This is a genomic window from Bacillus weihaiensis, assembly GCF_001889165.1.
Classification (GTDB): Bacteria; Bacillota; Bacilli; order Bacillales; family Bacillaceae; genus Metabacillus; species Metabacillus weihaiensis.
The window spans coordinates 72,326-91,437 of record NZ_CP016020.1 but is presented as its reverse complement, the minus strand read 5'-3'; the positions used below and the strand labels follow the sequence as shown (position 1 = coordinate 91,437).

At 37.4% G+C, this 19,112-nt stretch carries 16 protein-coding genes and 2 pseudogenes; 6 read left to right on the top strand and 12 right to left on the bottom strand.

Features of this window, described 5'->3' with window-relative positions; genetic code table 11:
• Positions 1-52 precede the first annotated feature (52 nt).
• On the top strand, positions 53-1,009 hold the full coding sequence (gene uvsE / locus A9C19_RS00460) for a UV DNA damage repair endonuclease UvsE (RefSeq protein ID WP_072578125.1): 957 nt from the start codon (positions 53-55) through the stop codon (positions 1,007-1,009).
• 285 nt (positions 1,010-1,294) lie between these two features.
• Entirely contained in the window at positions 1,295-2,950 is a 1,656-nt protein-coding gene (locus tag A9C19_RS00455; RefSeq protein ID WP_072578124.1) for a family 14 glycosylhydrolase, read from the top strand.
• A gap of 308 nt (positions 2,951-3,258) precedes the next feature.
• Here A9C19_RS00455 and argS read toward each other — a convergent pair whose 3' ends face one another.
• From argS to speE, 5 genes are all read right to left on the bottom strand, one after another.
• Positions 3,259-4,929, bottom strand: a complete 1,671-nt coding sequence (gene argS, locus A9C19_RS00450; protein ID WP_072578123.1) for an arginine--tRNA ligase — start codon at positions 4,927-4,929, stop codon at positions 3,259-3,261.
• Positions 4,930-4,931: 2 nt separating this feature from the next.
• Positions 4,932-5,351 (bottom strand): YwiB family protein, encoded by a 420-nt coding sequence (locus tag A9C19_RS00445; RefSeq protein WP_072578122.1) that lies wholly within the window; start codon positions 5,349-5,351, stop codon positions 4,932-4,934.
• 208 nt (positions 5,352-5,559) lie between these two features.
• Complete coding sequence (locus A9C19_RS00440; RefSeq protein ID WP_072578121.1) at positions 5,560-6,288, bottom strand: CAP domain-containing protein; 729 nt, start codon at positions 6,286-6,288, stop codon at positions 5,560-5,562.
• Positions 6,289-6,708: 420 nt separating this feature from the next.
• On the bottom strand, positions 6,709-7,590 hold the full coding sequence (speB, locus tag A9C19_RS00435) for an agmatinase (protein WP_072578120.1): 882 nt from the start codon (positions 7,588-7,590) through the stop codon (positions 6,709-6,711).
• A gap of 103 nt (positions 7,591-7,693) precedes the next feature.
• A complete protein-coding gene (gene speE / locus A9C19_RS00430) occupies positions 7,694-8,527 on the bottom strand; it encodes a spermidine synthase (protein ID WP_072578119.1) in 834 nt (277 codons plus the stop codon).
• Positions 8,528-8,819: 292 nt separating this feature from the next.
• Here speE and A9C19_RS00425 point away from each other — a divergent pair, with 292 nt between their 5' ends.
• Positions 8,820-10,886, top strand: coding sequence for a transglycosylase domain-containing protein (locus A9C19_RS00425; RefSeq protein WP_072578118.1), 2,067 nt, complete (start codon positions 8,820-8,822; stop codon positions 10,884-10,886).
• A 222-nt stretch (positions 10,887-11,108) separates the two neighbouring features.
• Here A9C19_RS00425 and A9C19_RS00420 read toward each other — a convergent pair whose 3' ends face one another.
• From A9C19_RS00420 to A9C19_RS00390, 6 genes are all read right to left on the bottom strand, one after another.
• A complete protein-coding gene (locus tag A9C19_RS00420) occupies positions 11,109-11,627 on the bottom strand; it encodes a YwhD family protein (RefSeq protein WP_072578117.1) in 519 nt (172 codons plus the stop codon).
• A 16-nt stretch (positions 11,628-11,643) separates the two neighbouring features.
• Positions 11,644-12,321 carry a site-2 protease family protein gene (locus A9C19_RS00415; RefSeq protein ID WP_072578116.1) on the bottom strand — a complete coding sequence of 226 codons (678 nt, stop codon included), beginning with the start codon at positions 12,319-12,321 and terminating at the stop codon, positions 11,644-11,646.
• A 190-nt stretch (positions 12,322-12,511) separates the two neighbouring features.
• Positions 12,512-13,216 (bottom strand): Dps family protein, encoded by a 705-nt coding sequence (locus A9C19_RS00410; RefSeq protein ID WP_072578115.1) that lies wholly within the window; start codon positions 13,214-13,216, stop codon positions 12,512-12,514.
• 265 nt (positions 13,217-13,481) lie between these two features.
• Positions 13,482-14,000 carry a YwgA family protein gene (locus A9C19_RS00405; RefSeq protein ID WP_099092725.1) on the bottom strand — a complete coding sequence of 173 codons (519 nt, stop codon included), beginning with the start codon at positions 13,998-14,000 and terminating at the stop codon, positions 13,482-13,484.
• Between the two features lie 51 nt (positions 14,001-14,051).
• On the bottom strand, positions 14,052-15,356 hold the full coding sequence (locus tag A9C19_RS00400) for an HD domain-containing protein (protein ID WP_072578113.1): 1,305 nt from the start codon (positions 15,354-15,356) through the stop codon (positions 14,052-14,054).
• A gap of 376 nt (positions 15,357-15,732) precedes the next feature.
• Positions 15,733-15,957: a YuzB family protein gene (locus tag A9C19_RS00390; protein ID WP_072578111.1), complete on the bottom strand. Its 225-nt coding sequence runs from the start codon at positions 15,955-15,957 to the stop codon at positions 15,733-15,735.
• Positions 15,958-16,294: 337 nt separating this feature from the next.
• Here A9C19_RS00390 and A9C19_RS22640 point away from each other — a divergent pair.
• The 3 genes and pseudogenes from A9C19_RS22640 to A9C19_RS00380 form a co-directional block, all read left to right on the top strand.
• Positions 16,295-16,571 (top strand): annotated as a pseudogene (locus tag A9C19_RS22640) (RsfA family transcriptional regulator); the annotation flags it as partial.
• 221 nt (positions 16,572-16,792) lie between these two features.
• Positions 16,793-17,107, top strand: a pseudogene (locus A9C19_RS22635) (RsfA family transcriptional regulator); the annotation flags it as partial.
• 266 nt (positions 17,108-17,373) lie between these two features.
• Positions 17,374-18,189, top strand: coding sequence for an EcsC family protein (locus A9C19_RS00380; protein WP_072578109.1), 816 nt, complete (start codon positions 17,374-17,376; stop codon positions 18,187-18,189).
• Between the two features lie 20 nt (positions 18,190-18,209).
• On the opposite strand, the gene lipL is transcribed toward A9C19_RS00380, so the two are convergent.
• Positions 18,210-19,061, bottom strand: coding sequence for an octanoyl-[GcvH]:protein N-octanoyltransferase (gene lipL, locus A9C19_RS00375; protein WP_072581678.1), 852 nt, complete (start codon positions 19,059-19,061; stop codon positions 18,210-18,212).
• Positions 19,062-19,112: the final 51 nt, after the last annotated feature.

The window sequence follows — 19,112 nt, the reverse complement described above, 5'->3', positions numbered from 1 at the left end:
AAAAGATGCATGCCTTATTAGTCACGTTCACATTAAAAGTAAGGAGATATTTATGATTATACGGTTCGGATACGTCTCACACGCTCTTTCATTATGGGATTGTTCACCCGCAAAAACACTAACGTTTACACGATGGCAGAAGCTAGACAAAGAAGAGAGAAAGGCTCAGCTTCTTCATGTTACGAGACAAAACCTAGAGCATACGTTAAGAATGATCCATTACAATATTGCTCATGAAATCTATTTGTATCGTTTTTCGTCCTCTATCGTCCCTTTGGCTACACATCCAGAAGTGATGTGGGATTATCGTACTCCTTTTAAAGAGTTATTTACTGAAATTGGACAGCTCGTTAAAAAACATAAATTAAGAACCAGCTTTCATCCAAATCAGTTCACCTTATTTACAAGCGATAAAAAACATATTACAGAAAATGCCGTCGGTGATATGAACTATCATTTTGACATGCTCGATGCGATGGGGCTTTCAGATGAAGGAATTATCAATATTCATGTAGGTGGGGCTTATGGCAACAAACAAAAGGCAACCGAGCGCTTTCATGAGAATATTAAGAAGCTCCCATCTCGTATTAAAAAGCGGATGACTTTAGAAAATGATGATAAAACCTACACAACAACAGAAACCCTTGCAGTATGTGAAAAAGAAAACATCACGTTATTGTTTGACTATCACCACTATATGGCCAACCATGAAGAGGATGAAAAAATAGAAGAGCTTTTACCTAAAGTTTTTAAAACATGGGACTGGGTAAATCTACGTCCAAAAATTCATGTCTCTTCCCCAAAATCTGAAAAAGAGTTCAGAAGTCACGCTGACAATGTCGACGTTCAATTTTTAATGCCACTCCTAACTTATCTAAAAGAGCTGAACATGGATATCGATTTTATGATTGAAGCGAAGCAAAAAGATCGAGCTGCTCTAAAGCTTTGTGAAGATATTGCGAAGATTAGAGGGGTGAAACGAACAGGTGGAGCAACCATTGAATGGTAAGATTCAACAGAGGAGGAGTTAGCGAATCCCCTCTGTTTTATTTGGTTCTTTTTACCCAGATCTAACCATTCATAAATGGTAGCGTTTTCACTTGTATTCTCCAATAAAGTAATATATCGTAGGATATACATCATGAAAGCTTATACAGAATACTGTGCAAACGATTGCACTAAAACGAATTTTTTGTAAGCGTTTTACTAGAAGGAGGTGTCTCTAAAACCCCTATACTTACCTTTTTTAGTATTGTATCAATCATTAACCACTAAAAACCAAGGAGGTCACTCTATGAAAACATTTAGAAAAATAAGTGCTAGCTTAATAGTTGCATTGCTTATCATGTCTACCTTGTTTACTCCACAAGCCTCAGCAGATATAAAGTCAGATTATAAAGCCTATGTTATGGCCCCATTAACAAAGATATCGAATTGGTCAGATTTTGCCAAACAGCTTGCCACATTAAAAAGCAATGGAGTCTATGCGCTAACAACTGATGTATGGTGGGGTGATGTGGAAAAGAACGGAAATAATCAGTTTGATTGGTCCTATTATCGACAATATGCTCAAGTAGTAAGAGAATCTGGATTAAAATGGGTCCCTATTCTTTCCACTCATCAATGTGGAGGGAATGTTGGTGATGACTGTAATATTCCAATACCTAGTTGGGTGTGGAGCCTGGGTACTCAGGATGCTTTAACACACAAGTCGGAAACAGGCTATGTTAACAAAGAAACCTTATCACCTTGGGCTTCCAACGTAATCTCTACGCAATACGATGAATTATATGCATCATTCGCTTCTACCTTCTCTGATTATAAAGATATAATCGTGAAAATTTATTTATCTGGTGGGCCAGCTGGTGAGCTTCGGTTCCCTTCCTATGTATCTAGTGATGGTTGGAGCTATCCCTCTCGCGGTAAACTACAAGCATATACAGAAACAGCTAAGGCAGACTTCCGTACTAGTATGCAATCTAAATACGGATCAATTGGTACTCTAAATAATGCGTGGAAAACAAATCTATCCTCTTGGAATCAGATTTCTCCACCTTCAGATGGAGACAATTTCTTCACTTCCGGTGCTGCTTATAACAGTCAATATGGAAAAGACTTTATGACATGGTATCAAGGTGTTTTAACAAAGCATCTTCAACTCATAAGCAGTAAGGCACATCAGAATTTTGATTCTGTATTTAATGTTCCAATTGGTGCGAAAATTGCTGGTCTTCATTGGAAAATGAATGATCCTTATATGCCTCATGCAACAGAGTATTCTGCAGGTTATTATGATTATGCCAAAATACTCGATCAGTTCAAATCTAGTAATCTTGATTTAACATTTACTTGCTTAGAAATGGATGATAGCCAGGCTTACACTAGCCCATATTATTCTGCACCCAAATCTCTTGTAACTGAAATTGCAAATCTTGCTACACAAAGAGGGATTGTTCTAAATGGGGAAAATGCTCTTGCAATCTCTAGCTCTGATGCAAGTTATAGTGAATCGCGCTATAAAAATGTAGCACAGCATGTATTTAACGAAGGGTTTAGTGGCTTTACACTGCTACGACTTGCTAATGTCGTCAACGCAAATGGAACTAAAACAGCAGAGATGGATCGCTTTCGAGATCTTTTAGTTCTAAAACCAATAAAAGTCGATTTTGTTGTAAAAAATGCCCCTACTTCTTCCGGTGATACGGTTTATGTAACAGGAAACCGTTGGGAGATGGGGATGTGGAACAATTCTGATGGAGAAAAAATAAGGCTATCCTGGAATACTTCCACTAAAGATTGGAGGGGCACGGCTTATATAGCAGCAAATCGCTATTACGAATTTAAAGCTGTTGTCACTGGCGCTAACGGTGCTGCGAAATCATGGGAGCCAGGTAGCAATAACACATGGAATACCCCTTCCACAAGCAGTAGTTATAGTATTCAATGGTAAAATGATTGCTTTTAATGATGTAAGGTACTTACACAATTTATTTGGATTTACCATTAAAAGGCAATGAACGTACAGATGATTATGTCTGTGCGTTTTTTTATTTAAAGAATACCACACTAGCTTAAGGGCTTGTATTACAACGGTTTTTACTTCATTTTGTTCTGATATAAACCCGCTCAATTTCCGTCGATTTACCAATAAAAAGAGGGACACAATCCACATGTGATTTGTGTCCCTTGCTAGATTATTTAACGTTCTATACCCACTTTTAGAATCCACTAAGTAGCTCTGCTAAGTGGTTTTTTCTATTACATTTTTTCTGGTGCAGACACACCGATTAATGTTAAAGCATTTTGAAGTGTTACTTGAGTTGCTTTCATTAATCCAAGTCTTGCACGACTTTTTTCTGTATTTTCCGGATCAAGCACTTTTTCAGCATTATAGAAGCTGTGAAGTGTTGAAGCTAGGTCAAATATATAGTTTGTGATACGGTGTGGAATTCGTTTTTGAGCAGCTTCTGCAACTGCTTGTGGGAACTCTCCAAGCTTTTTCAATAAATCAAATTCTTTTTCAGATGTAATTTCATCAAGCTTTAAATGTTCATTGTATGTTAAGCCTTGCTCGTCTCCTTGACGAAGCATACTACAAATACGTGCATGAGCATATTGAGCATAGTACACAGGGTTTTCATTGGATTTTGATACCGCTAGATCTAAATCAAAGTCCATATGAGTATCAGCACTTCTCATAGCAAAGAAATATCGTACTGCATCAAGACCAACCTCTTCAATTAAGTCTCTCATTGTTACAGCTTTACCTGTACGTTTACTCATTTTCATCTTTTCGCCATCTTTGTAAAGATGAACAAGCTGAATAATTTCAACCTCTAATGTGTCTTTTTTGTAGCCTAACGCTTCAATTGCAGCCTTCATACGCGGAATATATCCGTGATGGTCTGCTCCCCATACGTTAATTAATTTCGTAAAGCCTCGATCAAGCTTGTCCTTATGGTAGGCAATATCTGGTGTTAAGTATGTGTAAGAACCATCGTTTTTAATAAGAACACGATCCTTATCATCACCAAATGTAGTTGAACGGAACCAAGTTGCTCCTTCTTCTTCATAAACATGACCTTTTTCTTTTAGGGCTTCAAGCGCATTATCAATTTTTCCGTTGTGATAAAGAGACGTTTCCGAATACCATACATCAAAAGGAACACGGAATTCATCCAGATCCGCTTTTAGCTTTGCCATTTCGTATTTTAAGCCATATTCTCTAAAGAAGCTTAGGCGCTCTTCGCTTGCTTGCTCGACGAATTTGTCGCCATATTCTTTTGCAAGCTCTTTCCCAATTCCTACAATATCTGCACCGTGATAGCCGTCTTTTGGCATTTCAGCATCTTTTCCTAATGCTTGTAAATAACGAGCCTCCACAGAAAGTGCTAAATTATTAATTTGGTTTCCTGCATCATTAATATAATATTCACGTGACACATCGTATCCCGCTTTTTGAAGAACATTACATAATGAATCACCTACTGCCGCACCACGAGCATGGCCTAAATGCAGGGTTCCTGTTGGGTTTGCAGAAACAAACTCTACTTGAAGCTTTTCGTTATTTCCAACGTTTGTTTCACCGTATTTTTCACCCGCTTCAAGGATAGAAGGGATTAAATCTGTCAAATAGCTATTATTCATGTAAAAATTAATAAAGCCAGGGCCTGCTATTTCAATTTTTTCAATGGAAGCCTTTTGCTTATCGAAATGTGCTACAATCTCCTCAGCAATCATTCGAGGTGCCTTCTTTGCAACACGTGCTAATTGCATCGCCATATTCGTCGCATAATCACCGTGTGCTTTTTCTTTCGGTAGCTCTAATAGTACTTCTGGAATTTGTGATTCTTCAGCTAAGCCCGCTTTTATGACTGCTGCTTTTATTTCATCTTTTAACCGTTCTTTTACTTGTTCAACAATATTCATGTTTAAGCCTCCTTGTATGTAATAACGAGTTTATGTACATGTGTTTCATTTACATCTATTTGCAAATCATATAAAATCACAAGCCTGCTTTCAAGCTCTGCTTTTTTAATTGATAGTGAGTTTGTTTTTGTCTCTAACTGGAGTTTGCCAAACGGTGTCCCATAATCTGTAAGGGTGACGGTGTCTTTTATAAATCGTTGCTTCATTGTAATGGCACCAGATCTCATCACGATTACTTCGTGTTCGTTCATTTTCACAGTTGTTTTCACTGCGCCTAATTCATGTGTTTCCTCATAACGGAGATAGCTATATGTTCCTTTTTCAATGTATTCCCCTGTTGTATTCATTTCAATGGTTTCTTTCTCTTGACCATTCTGAATTTCAGACAAAACATGGATTTGAACAGGTGTGCTTTCTGTCATAATAGACACTCCCTTTTCATCATTCTCCTTAACTTTAATAGTATAAAGAACGTTTTGCAACTACGCAAGGTGAAGAAGAAGGAATCAGCGTTTATTTTATATTTTTGGTTTTAGAGCTTGTTCTTTTCTACAGCTTTTTCAGATGATCTTCAATAGAAAAAAACGACTAGCCATAGACTAGTCGTTCTGGTTCTAATTCTTCAAATTGTTATTTCCCAATAAACTGTTGTGTCCAATAGTTCCCATTTTCTACATAACCTACACCAATATGCGTGAAATTAGAGCTTAAGATGTTTTTTCTGTGCCCCTCACTATTCATCCATGCATTGACCACTTCCTCAGGTGTACGTTGACCCTTAGCAATATTTTCCCCTGCTGCACGGTATGTGATGCCAAATTGCTTCATCATATCAAACGGTGAACCATAGGTTGGACTCGTATGCGAGAAATAGTTGTTTTTTTGCATATCAAGTGATTTTTCACGAGCTACTTTACTTAACTCGGTGTCAATTTCTAGTTTAGCTATCCCCTGTTTTGCTCTTTCCTCATTTGTTAGTTCGACAACCTGCTGTTCAAATTGATTTAACTGAGAGATTGCTTGGTTGCTAGATGATTCCTTGCTTTCTGTTATTGGCTGTTGTGTTGTTGTTTGAGTATTTGATTGAGTTGGATCCGGCTCTTTAACCTGATCTGCTTTTTGTGCTGTTTCCGTTTGTGTGTCTGTGTTAGTAGTAGTGGCTTCAGATTGCTTTTGAAGCTTAATAGTAGGAAAATATTTTGCCAATAGCGCATTCAATTGTTCACTAGATAGATTCGTAGATTTATACGTGTACACTTTTGTTTGTGTATTTGATGCTGCATCAGCTTCTTGTGCCATTGGGTTTGCCATTAGTAACGCTGCACCTGCTACAACAGATAATAAAGCTTTCTTTTTCATGTTAAATTCCTCCCTATCAAACGTAAAAAGATTACGCAGCTATCGTATCACACGTTTTTTTGTCATATTTGAGGGAGATTTTAACAAAGCCATGCATCACTTTTCTTTTATAGTTCTATTTTCATATGAGAGTCGAAAGAAAATAGAAGGAGGAGTTTATTCTATGACATGTTTAGTACATGCTCCATCATGTGAAAAAAGCACCAAAATAAGGGAACCTCTTCCTCTAAGACCATATTTTTAATAAAAAAATCCCGTTGACAAGCTTTCTGCCCCCAACGTTATATGACAAATATGTAGAGGAGGTGACAAATATTAAGAAATGGTGCCTGGCACCATTAACATTCTTAACAAAAAAGCCCAACACCTGTCGTGTTGGACTCTGTTATTGCTTATATTAAATTATAAGCAATCTCTGATTTATCCTTTTTTAGGAACCCAGCCAAGGATCATTTCTCGGATGATTTTACTTGCTGTGTTAGCTGTTTGTTCTGATGGATCATAGATTGGTGCCACTTCAACTAAGTCTGAGCCTACAACGCGCACGCCAGAGTTAGCAATCGCATGAATAGAGGCAAGAAGTTCTCTTGATGTAATTCCTCCTGCATCGACTGTCCCCGTCCCTGGTGCATGCGCAGGATCTAGTACGTCAATGTCGATTGTGACATATACTGGGCGTCCCGCTAACGTTGGGAGAATTTCCTTTAATGGCTCAAGCACTTCAAATTTAGAGATGTGCATGCCCACTTCTTTAGCCCATTTGAATTCTTCCTTCATTCCTGAACGAATACCAAAAGAGTACACATTTGTTGGTCCAATTAAGTCGGCAATCTTTTTAATTGGAGTAGAGTGTGATAGTGGCTCCCCTTCGTAATCATCACGTAAATCTGTATGAGCATCCATATGAATAATCGCTAAATCTGGATATTTCTTGTACATCGCCTTCATAACAGGCCAAGAAACTAAATGCTCGCCACCCATTCCTAATGGATACTTGTCCTCTGCTAGCAGCTTGTCGATATATTCCTCAATCATTTCAATGCTTTTTTGTGGGTTACCAAATGGTAATGGAATATCCCCCGCATCAAAGTATTTTACTTCATCTAGCTCTTTATCTAAGTACGGGCTGTACTCTTCTAAGCCAATTGACACTTCACGAATTCTAGAAGGACCGAAACGTGAGCCTGGGCGGTAGCTTACTGTCCAGTCCATTGGCATACCGTATATAACAGCCTCACTTTCTTCAAAGCTTGGATGACTTTTAATAAACACATTACCTGAATACGCTTCATCAAATTTCATATTGTTTTCCTCCATTTCAAAAAGTGAGAGATTAAACACCTCTCACTTATCGTTCATTTGTCGTTTCTACTTGATACAATTACAAGTAATAGAAACGTTATGATTATTCCTTAATTAAATCACTAACAAACTTCGGTAACACAAAGCATGCTTTGTGAAGCTCTTTTGTGTAGTATTTTGTTTCGATTTCATGGAAACGATCTTCGCTCACTTCTAACGGATCGTGTTTTTTAGATCCAATTGTAAATGTCCACAGACCACTTGGGTATGTTGGGATATTCGCCGTGTAAAGACGAGTAATTGGGAAAATTTCTTTCACATCACGTTGTACATTTGTAATCAATTCAGGTGTGAACCATGGATTATCTGTTTGTGCAACGAATACGCCATCTTCTTTTAATGCTTTTGCAATTCCTGCATAGAAGCCTTTCGTAAATAAGTTTACAGCAGGGCCCATTGGTTCTGTTGAATCGACCATAATAACATCATATTCGTTTTCGCTCTCTGCGATATGCATAAAGCCATCTCCCACTTTCACTTCTACACGTGGGTCATCTAGCTTACCAGCAATTTCAGGTAGGAACTTCTTAGAATACTCGATTACTTTTCCATCGATATCAACTAGAGTTGCTTTTTTTACTTGTGGGTGCTTGAGAACTTCACGAATAACTCCGCCATCTCCACCGCCAACAACAAGGACGTTTTCTGGATTTGGATGTGTAAATAAAGGAACATGCGCTACCATCTCATGGTATACAAACTCATCCTTTTGAGATGTCATAACCATTCCATCTAAAAACAGCATATTGCCGAATTCTTCCGTCTCAACCATTTCTAAATATTGAAAATCTGTTTGCTCCGTATGTAACGTTTGCTTCACTTTCAGTGTAATCCCAAAATTCTTTGTTTGCTTCTCTGTGTACCATAATTCGCTCATTTATTACCATCCTTTCAACGAAAGCTTTTATTATACGTATAACCTATTCCTTTTAGACCAAACATGGAAGGACAGGATTTTTGTATAGAGCTTGTCTTTTCCTATTTTATCCGGTGGACGCTAAGTACATCCGGTCATTTTCATCTATATCCTTTTAAAACTATAGATGAATCTAGCAAAAAATCAAGAAAAAATCTATGACTTTTTATCAAAATGTTTAAAAAGTCTTAAAAAAACTCATAATGGCTAGTAACTCACTGTCCGAAAATCTTATGAAGAGGAGGTGTTTCTCATGGACATCATATCACCTAAAAGAGTTCGATTCACATTAAAGACAATTCGAGCACTCATTTTCCTATCAATCCTAGCGATACTTTTCTTATCAACCATTTTAGTCAGTGTTAGTCTCTATGCGAAATGGCAAGGACCTCCTTCCTTATCCGTTCCACAATCCACGATAATTTATGCAGATGACGGAACGAAAATCGGAGAGCTACATAATGGTGAAAAGCGGTACTGGGTTGATTTAGATCACATATCAGAGCACCTACAAAAAGCAACGATTGCCATTGAAGATCAAAGCTTTTATGATCACAACGGATTCGATTATAAGCGAATCGTCGGAGCAGCACTCGCTGACTTGAAGGCTATGTCAAAGGTACAAGGAGCAAGTACAATTACGCAGCAGTACGCGCGTAACTTATTCTTAGCTCATGAAAAAACATGGAAAAGAAAAGCGAATGAGGCATTGTATACCATCCGGCTAGAGCAAAATTACAATAAAGATGAAATTTTAGAAGGGTATTTAAACACCATTTATTATGGTCACGGAGTTTACGGAATTGAAGCTGCTGCAAATTATTATTTTGGAAAAAGCGCTAGTGAACTATCATTAGGTGAATCTGCGTTACTCGCTGGTATTCCAAAGGGTCCAAATCTGTACTCACCATATGTAAATGAAGAAAAGTCTGAGCAGCGTCAGAAAATGATTTTAGAGATTATGCAGGAAGAAAACTATATTACAAAAGAACAATTAGAGGCAGCTCGTAAACAAAATCTTGAATATAAAACAAAAACAGAGGTAGTAAAAAAGGGACTTGCTCCTTATTTCCAGGACGCCATGATGAATTCACTAGTGGAGGAATTAAATATCGATGAAGAGGCCATCCAAACTCAAGGACTAAAGATATACACAACTCTTGATCCAACCCTTCAAACTACAGCAGAGGAAATCATGGAACATTCAATTGAGAAAAAGTCAGATATCCAGGCCGGATTTGTAGCCATTGATCCAAAAACAGGAAATGTAAAAGCTCTCATCGGTGGACGGAATTATCAAGAAAGTCCATTCAACCGTGTAACTCAAGCGAATAGACAGCCTGGTTCAACAATTAAGCCACTTCTCTATTACGCAGCAGTAACAAAGGGCTTCACTCCTTCAACAGAAATGAGAAGTGAACCAACTACATTTACCTATGACGATGGAAAAGCGACTTATAAGCCAAGCAATTATAATGATTATTATGCCAATGATTTCATCACAATGCTTCAAGCCATTGCCCTATCTGACAATATTTTTGCTGTGAAAACACATATGTTTATTGGGATGGAAGAATTAGCAAAAGCTGGTGAAGTATTTGGCATCCAAACAAAAATAAAAGAAGTTCCATCAACAGCCTTAGGAACATCACCGGTCCGATTAATCGATATCGTCAATGCATACGGAATCCTTGGTAATGGCGGAAAACGTATAGCACCTACATTCGTAACAAAGGTAGAAGATGCAAAAGGTGAAGTCATCTTTGAAGCTAACAAAACGAAAGAACAAGCATTGAATGAACAGGCAGCTTTCATCACGACTCATATGATGACAGGTATGTTTGACACAGATTTAAACGATTATACCTCCGTTACAGGTAGTAGCATCGCCGATTCGTTAACGAGAGACTATGCTGGAAAATCTGGAACGACCTCGACAGATAGCTGGATGATTGGTCTTACACCACAGCTCGTGACAGGTGTTTGGACTGGTTATGACAAAGGAAAAACAATAGACCTTGTTCAGGAACGTGCCTATGCAAAAAAAATCTGGGCTAGCTTTATGGAGCAAGCTCATGAGGGAGATTCTGTGAAAGCCTTCAAGCCACCTGATGGAGTTATAGGAGTTTACATCAACCCAGATAACGGTCGCATCGCAACAAAGGATTGTCCTGTCAGTCGATTAACGTATTATATAGAGGGCTCTGAACCAACAGAACATTGCACCGAACATCTACCTGAAATCGATCCAAGCGAAGAACCTCCCCTTAATGAGGATGAGGGTAGTCTATTTGAAAAGCTCTTTAAATGGTGGGACTAAGAAAAGCTCCAAGCTCCTTAATCAACCCCATCCGCAAGTTATAGACTTAAACTTCGCACATACTTAAATTCTTATAAAATGACATTAAAAAACCCCAAGCAATGATTGCTTGGGGTTTTTTATGTCCTAGTTTTATAACTGTATTCTTAGTCTACTAATTTTAGCCGCAAACCACAAGATTTTACTTATTTGTTCACTAATTATTCACAATTTGGACAAATTTTAAGATACGCTTAAATCGTCCTTTAATTTTTGTTCGGATAGATTCCACATCTCATCACTATGTTCTTTTAAAAATTTTGTAAGAATTTTTTTTGATTTATCATCCATATGCTCGACAATAATGTGACGTTTCATGGACTTATCCATGCGATTCACATGCTCTGGTAACGATTTATAGCCTCTGCGGATTTCCCGATCAACTGTTAATTCACAAGCAGCGACACCTGCGTAATAAGGACCTTCTGCTTTTCGATCAATCGTTACCCATACAAGCCAATATGGCTTTCCATTTGGGACTTCCTCTTTCGTTTTAAGGAACTTGATTCCTTTTTCTACTGCACTTCTTGCGTGCATTGCTCCAATATCAACAAATGCCTCACATTCGTCGATATCAATAAAAACAGGTGAGACATTGTCTAAGCTTAATGCACCTATTCCAAAGCCACCGTGTCCATCAGTTGGATCATTTTTTATAATATTAAAACCAATGCTCTTTTTCTTTTTTCCTTCTTGTTCCAAAATTGATGACCTCCTTTTAAACTAGAATTGGACTTAATATAAAATCGAACACACCTATGATGATAGCCTGCCCTATAGAAAGGAAAGGACCAATTGTATAGTCATTTAACGGTGTTACAACTAAAACTAAGAAAATAATAATTCCATAGCTTTCATATTGTGTGAGTTTTGCTCGAAGATTAGGTGAAACTAAATCTTCAATTATTCGATACCCATCTAAAGGTGGGACAGGTAAAAGATTAAAGAGAAATAAAATAGCATTCAGCGAGACAAAGATCGTAAAAAACTGTTCAAGGCTATTCACGACATTTACTGGCAGTAAAGCAAAAACATTCGTAGCGATAAGTATGTACAAAATGGCCATTCCTATAAAGGCTAAGAATAAGTTACTCAATGGTCCTGCCACAGAAACAAGCACACCGGCAAGCTTCGGTCGTTTAAAAAAGTAACGGTTAACAGGTACTGGCTTCGCCCAACCAAAACCCGCAATAAAAATTAACAATGTACCAAATGGATCTAAATGTGCCAATGGAGAAAGAGTTAGTCTTCCCTGTCTTTCAGCAGTAGGATCACCAAATTTATAGGCGACATAAGCATGCGCAAATTCATGAAGGGTAAAGGCTACAATTAGTGTAAGAACAACGTACGGAATATATTCCAATGGAAAAGCTAAAAAGCTGCTGAATTCGTTCATTTCTCTCTCCTTCAAACATACTGTATAAGATATGCTTCTTTCTTATTAGGATACCATGTTAAAACATTTATTTTCGAATAAAGTATACTATAAATAGCTGGAATTCTCGATAGTTAAACGTCAGATAGAACCACGTATTCAGAGCATGTAAAAAGAAAGCCCTAAAAATCAGGCTTTCTCGTTGCTTCTATTAATGTTTAAGATTGTCATTAATCTGGCGCTCACTTGCTAGATCATCTTTCCCATCAAGTAAATGCTTCATACCACGTACAAGCGTATCATCCTCAAGGAGGCTCCATAAGTGGTACCCAAAATCCTCACGTTTCAACAATACTTCTTCAAGTACTTGAACTGTTCCATAATCATTTAATTCATGCGCTCGTTTAATCGTTTTTCTCATCATGCCTTGCATCTTCAATTCATGCTCTAAATCATTTCTGAGGAAATCCCTCATTGTGTAGCGACCTTCTGTTTCATGCTTGATATAAGAAAGCTCATGCTGTGTTACAGGGTGTGCAGTAGGTACAACGCCTAACCTGGCAACACGCTCCCCTACTTTATCAATATGCTTCTTCGTCACATCAATATGCTCATCTAAAATGTGGTGAAGGCTACCAAAGGATTCTGCCCCTTCTGTTAACCAGTGATGCTTCGTATACTGATGAAGAGCAACATTCAGTGCACAATTATGCTCATCAAGCTGCAAAGCCATTTCTTGACGAGTCTTATAAGGAAGACTTATTCCACTTCCTTCTTCCCTAGCCACTCTAGGCTCTTGGCGCAAAATCATTTTTCCCTCATGGTTTGTCTCATGACCCGGCATCTTCGGATCGAACCCTGTCTTATTTAGCTTAAACTCATCGTGCGCTAACCCATTGTTATCATGTGTTTGCATTTGCCTCGCTCCTTTTATTAGTACATTTTACAAGGTTATTGTGTACAAGAAGGGAACAAATCATGAAAGACTTTTCCAAACCTACTAAATAAAGATACACAGGAGTTAGCCAATCATCCATTGGGCTTCTCTTACCATTCTAGACCTTTCTGACTCTGCTTTTATCTAGTTCACTACGTCATGTAACTGTTCCGCCAATAGAAAAATTAGAGTATTTATTTAGACATAAGAAAATGTTGTTTTCCTATAAAAAAAGCCACCCATATTATTGAGCGACTTCCTTTGATACAATACATTTTACTTTTTCTATATACTCATACGCTTCTTGAATTTCTTCTTCTGTATAGCGTTGTTTGCTTTTTAAGGTAAATACCTTCTCTTTCACTTCTTCTTTCGTTAACGAATCAAAGTATAAAACAGTGGAAACAAGCTCTAAAAATCTTGAGCTTTGTGCATTTAAATCTAGCATACAATCATGCAAAGGAGGCAAATCTAAATCATAATGACCTAAAAATTCACTTCCTGATTCTGTTAAAGAGTAGCGATATTGAAAGTATCCGCCTTTTTTCTCATGAATTTCATTTAGAAAGCCTAGATTACAAAGCTCTTCAATGCGAAGAGTGAGCTCCTCTGAATAGGGTCCAAAAAAATGAAAATTATACTTTTCGTAAAAAGGAAGCTCTATTTTTTTTGCAATATAAATCATCTTCTGCAACTTTTTCCGACCAATAATTTCCCCAGCAGATGATATAACCTTCATCAGCTTGGCATGTTCTTTCATCAAAGCCCCGTCATCTCCTAACTCTTTTCTATGTTTCTATTTTATTTTTGTACACTACCCTTTTTTCGGTATATTTAATAGCTCAAGTATTTTCTTTTTCACCGTTCGTTTCGTAGAAAAATCCTCTAGCAAATCTAAAGGAAAATATAATTTATGATCTGTTCTTCTTTTCCCGGAAATTGCGTCCACTATTTCTGACTGTCTTGATAATTCTCTTAAATCACCGTTCGACATGAGTAAATGAATAGGTAGCCTCTCTTCTTCTTCACCTGGGCGGTAAAAGTCATAAGGTAAATCAGATGAGGAATCGACAACTAAATAGTACTCAGGATCTATCCCCGCTTTTTTAAATAGTGTTGTTAATTCCATTAATGTCATCATTTGAACATTTGGATTAAATTCAACATATTTAAATAATTGACGATTCATAAAACGCTGGCAGAGATCTCGTAAGATGGGATCGTCTTCTTCAAGCCACGATTGAAAATAATAGAGAATAACAGATTCATCTAATTTTAAATAGTCTTCTAATGTAAGCTCATCCTCAAATAATGAGTAAAAATGAATGGGATCATGTTTAAATGAATAATATTCTTGGTGTAGTTGTTTTGCGCGGTGTAGAATTTTTGTGAGAATTACTTCCGCACTTCTTGTTACAGGATGGAAGTAGACCTGCCAATACATTTGGTAGCGACTCATAATATAATCCTCAACGGCATGCATCCCGCTACTTTTAATCACGACCTGATCCTCACGTGGTCTCATGACACGAAGAATACGCTCCATATCAAAATGTCCATAGCTCACACCTGTATAGTAAGCATCACGCTGTAAATAATCCATCCGATCAGCATCAATTTGGCTTGATATTAAACTCACAACCTGTTTTTTCTCATAAGTTTTGGCAATTACTTCAGCCACTTTTTTTGGAAACTCTTCATCTACCTCGCGAAGCACTTGATTAACCTCGGTTTTCCCAACAATGATAGCTTGAGTAAAATCCTCGTGGTCCAAATGAAATACTTTTTCAAAAGAATGCGAAAATGGTCCGTGACCTAGATCATGTAAAAGGGCAGCACAAAGACATAGAAGCCTTTCCTCATCATCCCATTCCGGTCGTCCTTTAAAGACATCATCCACAATACGTCGGACAATTTCATAGACACCTAGAGAATGATTAAAACGACTATGCTCAGCCCCATGAAATGTTAAGTAGGTTGTACCTAACTGACGAATTCTTCGTAATCGCTGAAACTCCTTCGTCCCTATTAAATCCCAAATCAGCTTGTCACGGACATGAATATAGCGGTGAACGGGATCTTTAAATACCTTTTCTTCAGACAATTTTTCATTTTTCATTGTCTATCCCTCTTCCGTTCTAACATAAGTATTGGCGTTTATTAAGGCGTGTTTCTTCAATATTGTTGCTAGTTCCTATGAATTTTATAAGAATAATCATCCACATGAACGATCCTGCTAAGTAAGAAAAAAACAACTCTTCCTGTTCAGGATAAAAACAGTATCGGAATTTTTCCGAAGCAACAATCAATATAAAAATAACCTTTTTTGAAAAAATTTCTCTCAAGTAAAAATGGCTGCTTCTATTATATCGACTTCTCGTCGACATGAACACCCATTTATTTGCAACAACCCTGCAAAAAAGCCTTCCTATTATTGAATAATCAGCTTCTCTTAACACAAAAAAATCACCTTTGTGACACAGACAAAAGTGATGTTATTTTGATAATTTCTTTTCTATTTTTTCGATTAATTCATCCTCACTTAAAGCAGCTACCGGGCGATTATTTACAAACGCAAAAGATTTTTTTCGACCAGGCCCACAATAAGATTGGCAACCAATATCGATTGGTGCTTCTGAATCTATCTTTTTCAAACGCGGAACAAGCGTTTTAATATTTGTCGCTTGACAATCATCACAAATGCGAAACTCATTTGCCATTGGTTATCATACCTTTCTATCTTGGCGGCTATTCATCTCTTAAACAGCCTCTCGTTCACTTTTTGCACTAAAAGGTATTTTACCGTTTCTTCTTACACTATGCAAGTAAGCAATGTAGCAAATCTGTAAAAATACCTTCCAATATCGGATAAAGGTTCCAGTTCGGCCATTTCTATCATGTATTTTCTAGATCTCTCTTATCGTCTCTATTGTCCTTCTCCTATAGTAAAAAAAAATCTACTATCCTCTTAAGATGTGTATAAATCCTTTAGCCTTTGTCCATGCTTACTAGTAGTTCAAGTAAAAATACATCTATTTATATAGGGAGTTGGAACAAATGAAACAAAGACAAGACGCTTGGTCACACGAGAATGATTTATTACTAGCTGAAACTGTATTAAGACATGTTCGTGAAGGAAGTACACAGCTTAATGCCTTTGAAGAGGTTGGAGATAAACTAAATCGTACTTCTGCTGCTTGTGGTTTTCGCTGGAATGCCGTTGTAAGACACGATTATGAGAAAGCACTGCAACTAGCTAAAAAACAACGAAAACAAAGAATGAGAGCATTAGGAAACGGTCAACCTGTTAAAAAACAGCTACTATATACTCCCGATATTCCTAACATGCCAGAATCGAATGAGGAGCTAGATTTCGACGAACAGGAAGAACGAACAATGATGTCAGCTTTAGAGAGTCATATGGCAGAAGTGATGCCTGATGATGAAGATGTATCTGCTACATTTTATTCTGAATCTAGTCAGCCTCAAGCAGAGGTACCAAGTATGCAAGCACAAGTACCGTCGCCATCCTATCCAGCAAGGTCTGTACAGCAAGGACAATTAACAATGAATCAAGTGATATCGTTTTTAAAATCCTATCAATCAAGCAATCAGCAATCTGAAGCATTAATAAGTGAAAACAAACGATTAAAGCTTGAAAATCACGAACTTACGCAACAAAATAAAGAATTAATGAAAAAGGTAGAGAAACTCGAACAAGATACCGTAACCGTTCAAGAAGATTATGAAACATTAATGAAAATCATGAATCGTGCAAGAAAACTAGCATTATTTGATGAGGAAGATCGCTCAGCATCGACTACCTTTAAAATGGACCGTAATGGAAACCTAGAAAAAATGGCTGAATAACCTATATACGTATTATTATTGAAAAGACGAGAACAATTGGTTCCCGTCTTTCTTTATAGTAACCTTTTTTGTAGAACGGCTGCTTCCTTCTTACCGGTGGATGTCGTGTGAAGATGGTATTTGTATAAGAAAGGGAATTTTCCCAAGAAAAAACGTGGATAATAGGATAAGATAAACGAAGGTACATCAGTAGATGAAACTTTTCATTAGCTCTACTCGTATGAACTCTATCTACAAAAAATTGTTAGATAAGGTGGTGTAAATGAATGGAATCAAGAGAAGAACTTCTACTAGAATTAAAGACGATTGAGAAATGGGAAAAGGACCAAAATGGCATTTGGTTTTGGGAACGAATAGGTCGCCTTCCTTTTAAGCTATTAGATAAAATAACCCCCGCTTTTGTCCAAAAGAAAATTAGTGTTTTACTTGATGAGCTAGGACAATACGTACAAACTGGTGGGCAATATTTAACACAGGAGAAATATATTCTTACAAAGCTTGAAAAAGTATCAAAACAAACTATTACCGAAGTAAAGGATGTTTCTCACCTCCCTCTCACAACGATGGACACTGTAAGCGCTGATTTACGTGCAAACCGTAGTAAGATCGCAACACTTCAAGGAGCCACTACAGGTGTTGGAGGAATATTCACCCTTGCTGTTGATATTCCTATGCTCCTCGGTCTATCGTTAAAGACCTTACAAGAGATTGCAATCACATATGGCTATGATCCAAACGAACGACAAGAGCGTGTCTTCATCGTAAAATGTTTACAATATGTCTCAGCAGATATCGTTGGAAAACAAGCGATTTTAAAAGAGCTATCTGCCTTCTATTATCGCAATACTGAAACAAAGCAAGAAATGATTTCACAGCTACAAGGCTGGCGTGAAGTTGTATATACGTACCGTGATCAGTTTGGTTGGAAAAAACTATTACAGATGGTCCCAGTGGCAGGAATTATTTTTGGTGCTTTCACAAATCGATCCATGGTTAATGATATTGCGGAAGCAGGCATTATGCTTTATAAAAAAAGAAGAATTATAGACAGATTAGAACAAAGTAGAGAGGAAGTAAAATAGAGTCATGCCTGAAGCTGACTCTATTTTTGCATGGTTGAGAAGACTTTTACATTCCGATCAATCATTCTCATTAGGTTTTGTTGAAAAACCTCTTGCTCTTCTGGCGTTAATGTAGAAGACTGCAGTTCATTGCTATTGTTCTTCAACGTTACTAATAAATCAAGTAAGAGCTTTTCAACCGTTAGATCGATTTGTAATAAATCACTAAGTGATGCCATTGTTTCAGGCTTAATTGCAGGAAACGTAAACTTCGTTGTTGTTCCTTTTAGAGCTACATCATAAAACTGACGGATTAATTCTGCTCGTTCTTCACCGCTCCTTGCAACACATAAGTAGATTTGGACAGCTACTCCGCCACGAAGTCTTCTCTGAGAAATCCCAGCAAATTTCTTCCCATTTATACTCAAGTCATAGCTACCAGGGCAATACGATCCCACAATTTCTCTCGCCTCTATTTTATCTGTATGCTCCTTAAACATTCGTTTAATCAGCTCTAGCATCGCATCATAACCACGATCAATATCAATACCTTTGTCAGAGTCAGGAAAAATAAGTGAAATGTTTAATACTTGATCATCTAGCACGACGGCTAAACCACCCGAATTACGAACGATTACATTGTAGCCTTTATCTTGTAAAAGCTTCACACCTTCTTCTAAAAACGGTAATTTCGTATCTTGAATTCCAAGAACAATCGTTTGATGGTGGACCCACGTTCTAGCTGTTGCAGGAGAAAGACCTTTCCCGACACTTGCACATAATGTATCATCAATGGCAAAAGAATGCTTTGCGTCAAATTGAGGACCTAAGCTTGAGTGGTCAATGAATCTCCATTGGGGTTGGGTAATTAAAGAAGTTGAAGAGGTTGTCATCATTTTTCGGTGCTCCCTTGTTTTCACATTATCTTCTCTATTATATCACTT

Excerpts from the sequence above, each read along its gene's own strand:
- uvsE (WP_072578125.1), top strand. The coding sequence starts at position 53 with ATGATTATACGGTTCGGATACGTCTCACACGCTCTTTCATTATGGGAT.
- A9C19_RS00455 (WP_072578124.1), top strand. The coding sequence starts at position 1,295 with ATGAAAACATTTAGAAAAATAAGTGCTAGCTTAATAGTTGCATTGCTT.
- argS (WP_072578123.1), bottom strand. The coding sequence starts at position 4,929 with ATGAATATTGTTGAACAAGTAAAAGAACGGTTAAAAGATGAAATAAAA.
- A9C19_RS00445 (WP_072578122.1), bottom strand. The coding sequence starts at position 5,351 with ATGACAGAAAGCACACCTGTTCAAATCCATGTTTTGTCTGAAATTCAG.
- A9C19_RS00440 (WP_072578121.1), bottom strand. The coding sequence starts at position 6,288 with ATGAAAAAGAAAGCTTTATTATCTGTTGTAGCAGGTGCAGCGTTACTA.
- speB (WP_072578120.1), bottom strand. The coding sequence starts at position 7,590 with ATGAAATTTGATGAAGCGTATTCAGGTAATGTGTTTATTAAAAGTCAT.
- speE (WP_072578119.1), bottom strand. The coding sequence starts at position 8,527 with ATGAGCGAATTATGGTACACAGAGAAGCAAACAAAGAATTTTGGGATT.
- A9C19_RS00425 (WP_072578118.1), top strand. The coding sequence starts at position 8,820 with ATGGACATCATATCACCTAAAAGAGTTCGATTCACATTAAAGACAATT.
- A9C19_RS00415 (WP_072578116.1), bottom strand. The coding sequence starts at position 12,321 with ATGAACGAATTCAGCAGCTTTTTAGCTTTTCCATTGGAATATATTCCG.
- A9C19_RS00410 (WP_072578115.1), bottom strand. The coding sequence starts at position 13,216 with ATGCAAACACATGATAACAATGGGTTAGCGCACGATGAGTTTAAGCTA.
- A9C19_RS00400 (WP_072578113.1), bottom strand. The coding sequence starts at position 15,356 with ATGAAAAATGAAAAATTGTCTGAAGAAAAGGTATTTAAAGATCCCGTT.
- A9C19_RS00390 (WP_072578111.1), bottom strand. The coding sequence starts at position 15,957 with ATGGCAAATGAGTTTCGCATTTGTGATGATTGTCAAGCGACAAATATT.
- A9C19_RS00380 (WP_072578109.1), top strand. The coding sequence starts at position 17,374 with ATGGAATCAAGAGAAGAACTTCTACTAGAATTAAAGACGATTGAGAAA.
- lipL (WP_072581678.1), bottom strand. The coding sequence starts at position 19,061 with ATGACAACCTCTTCAACTTCTTTAATTACCCAACCCCAATGGAGATTC.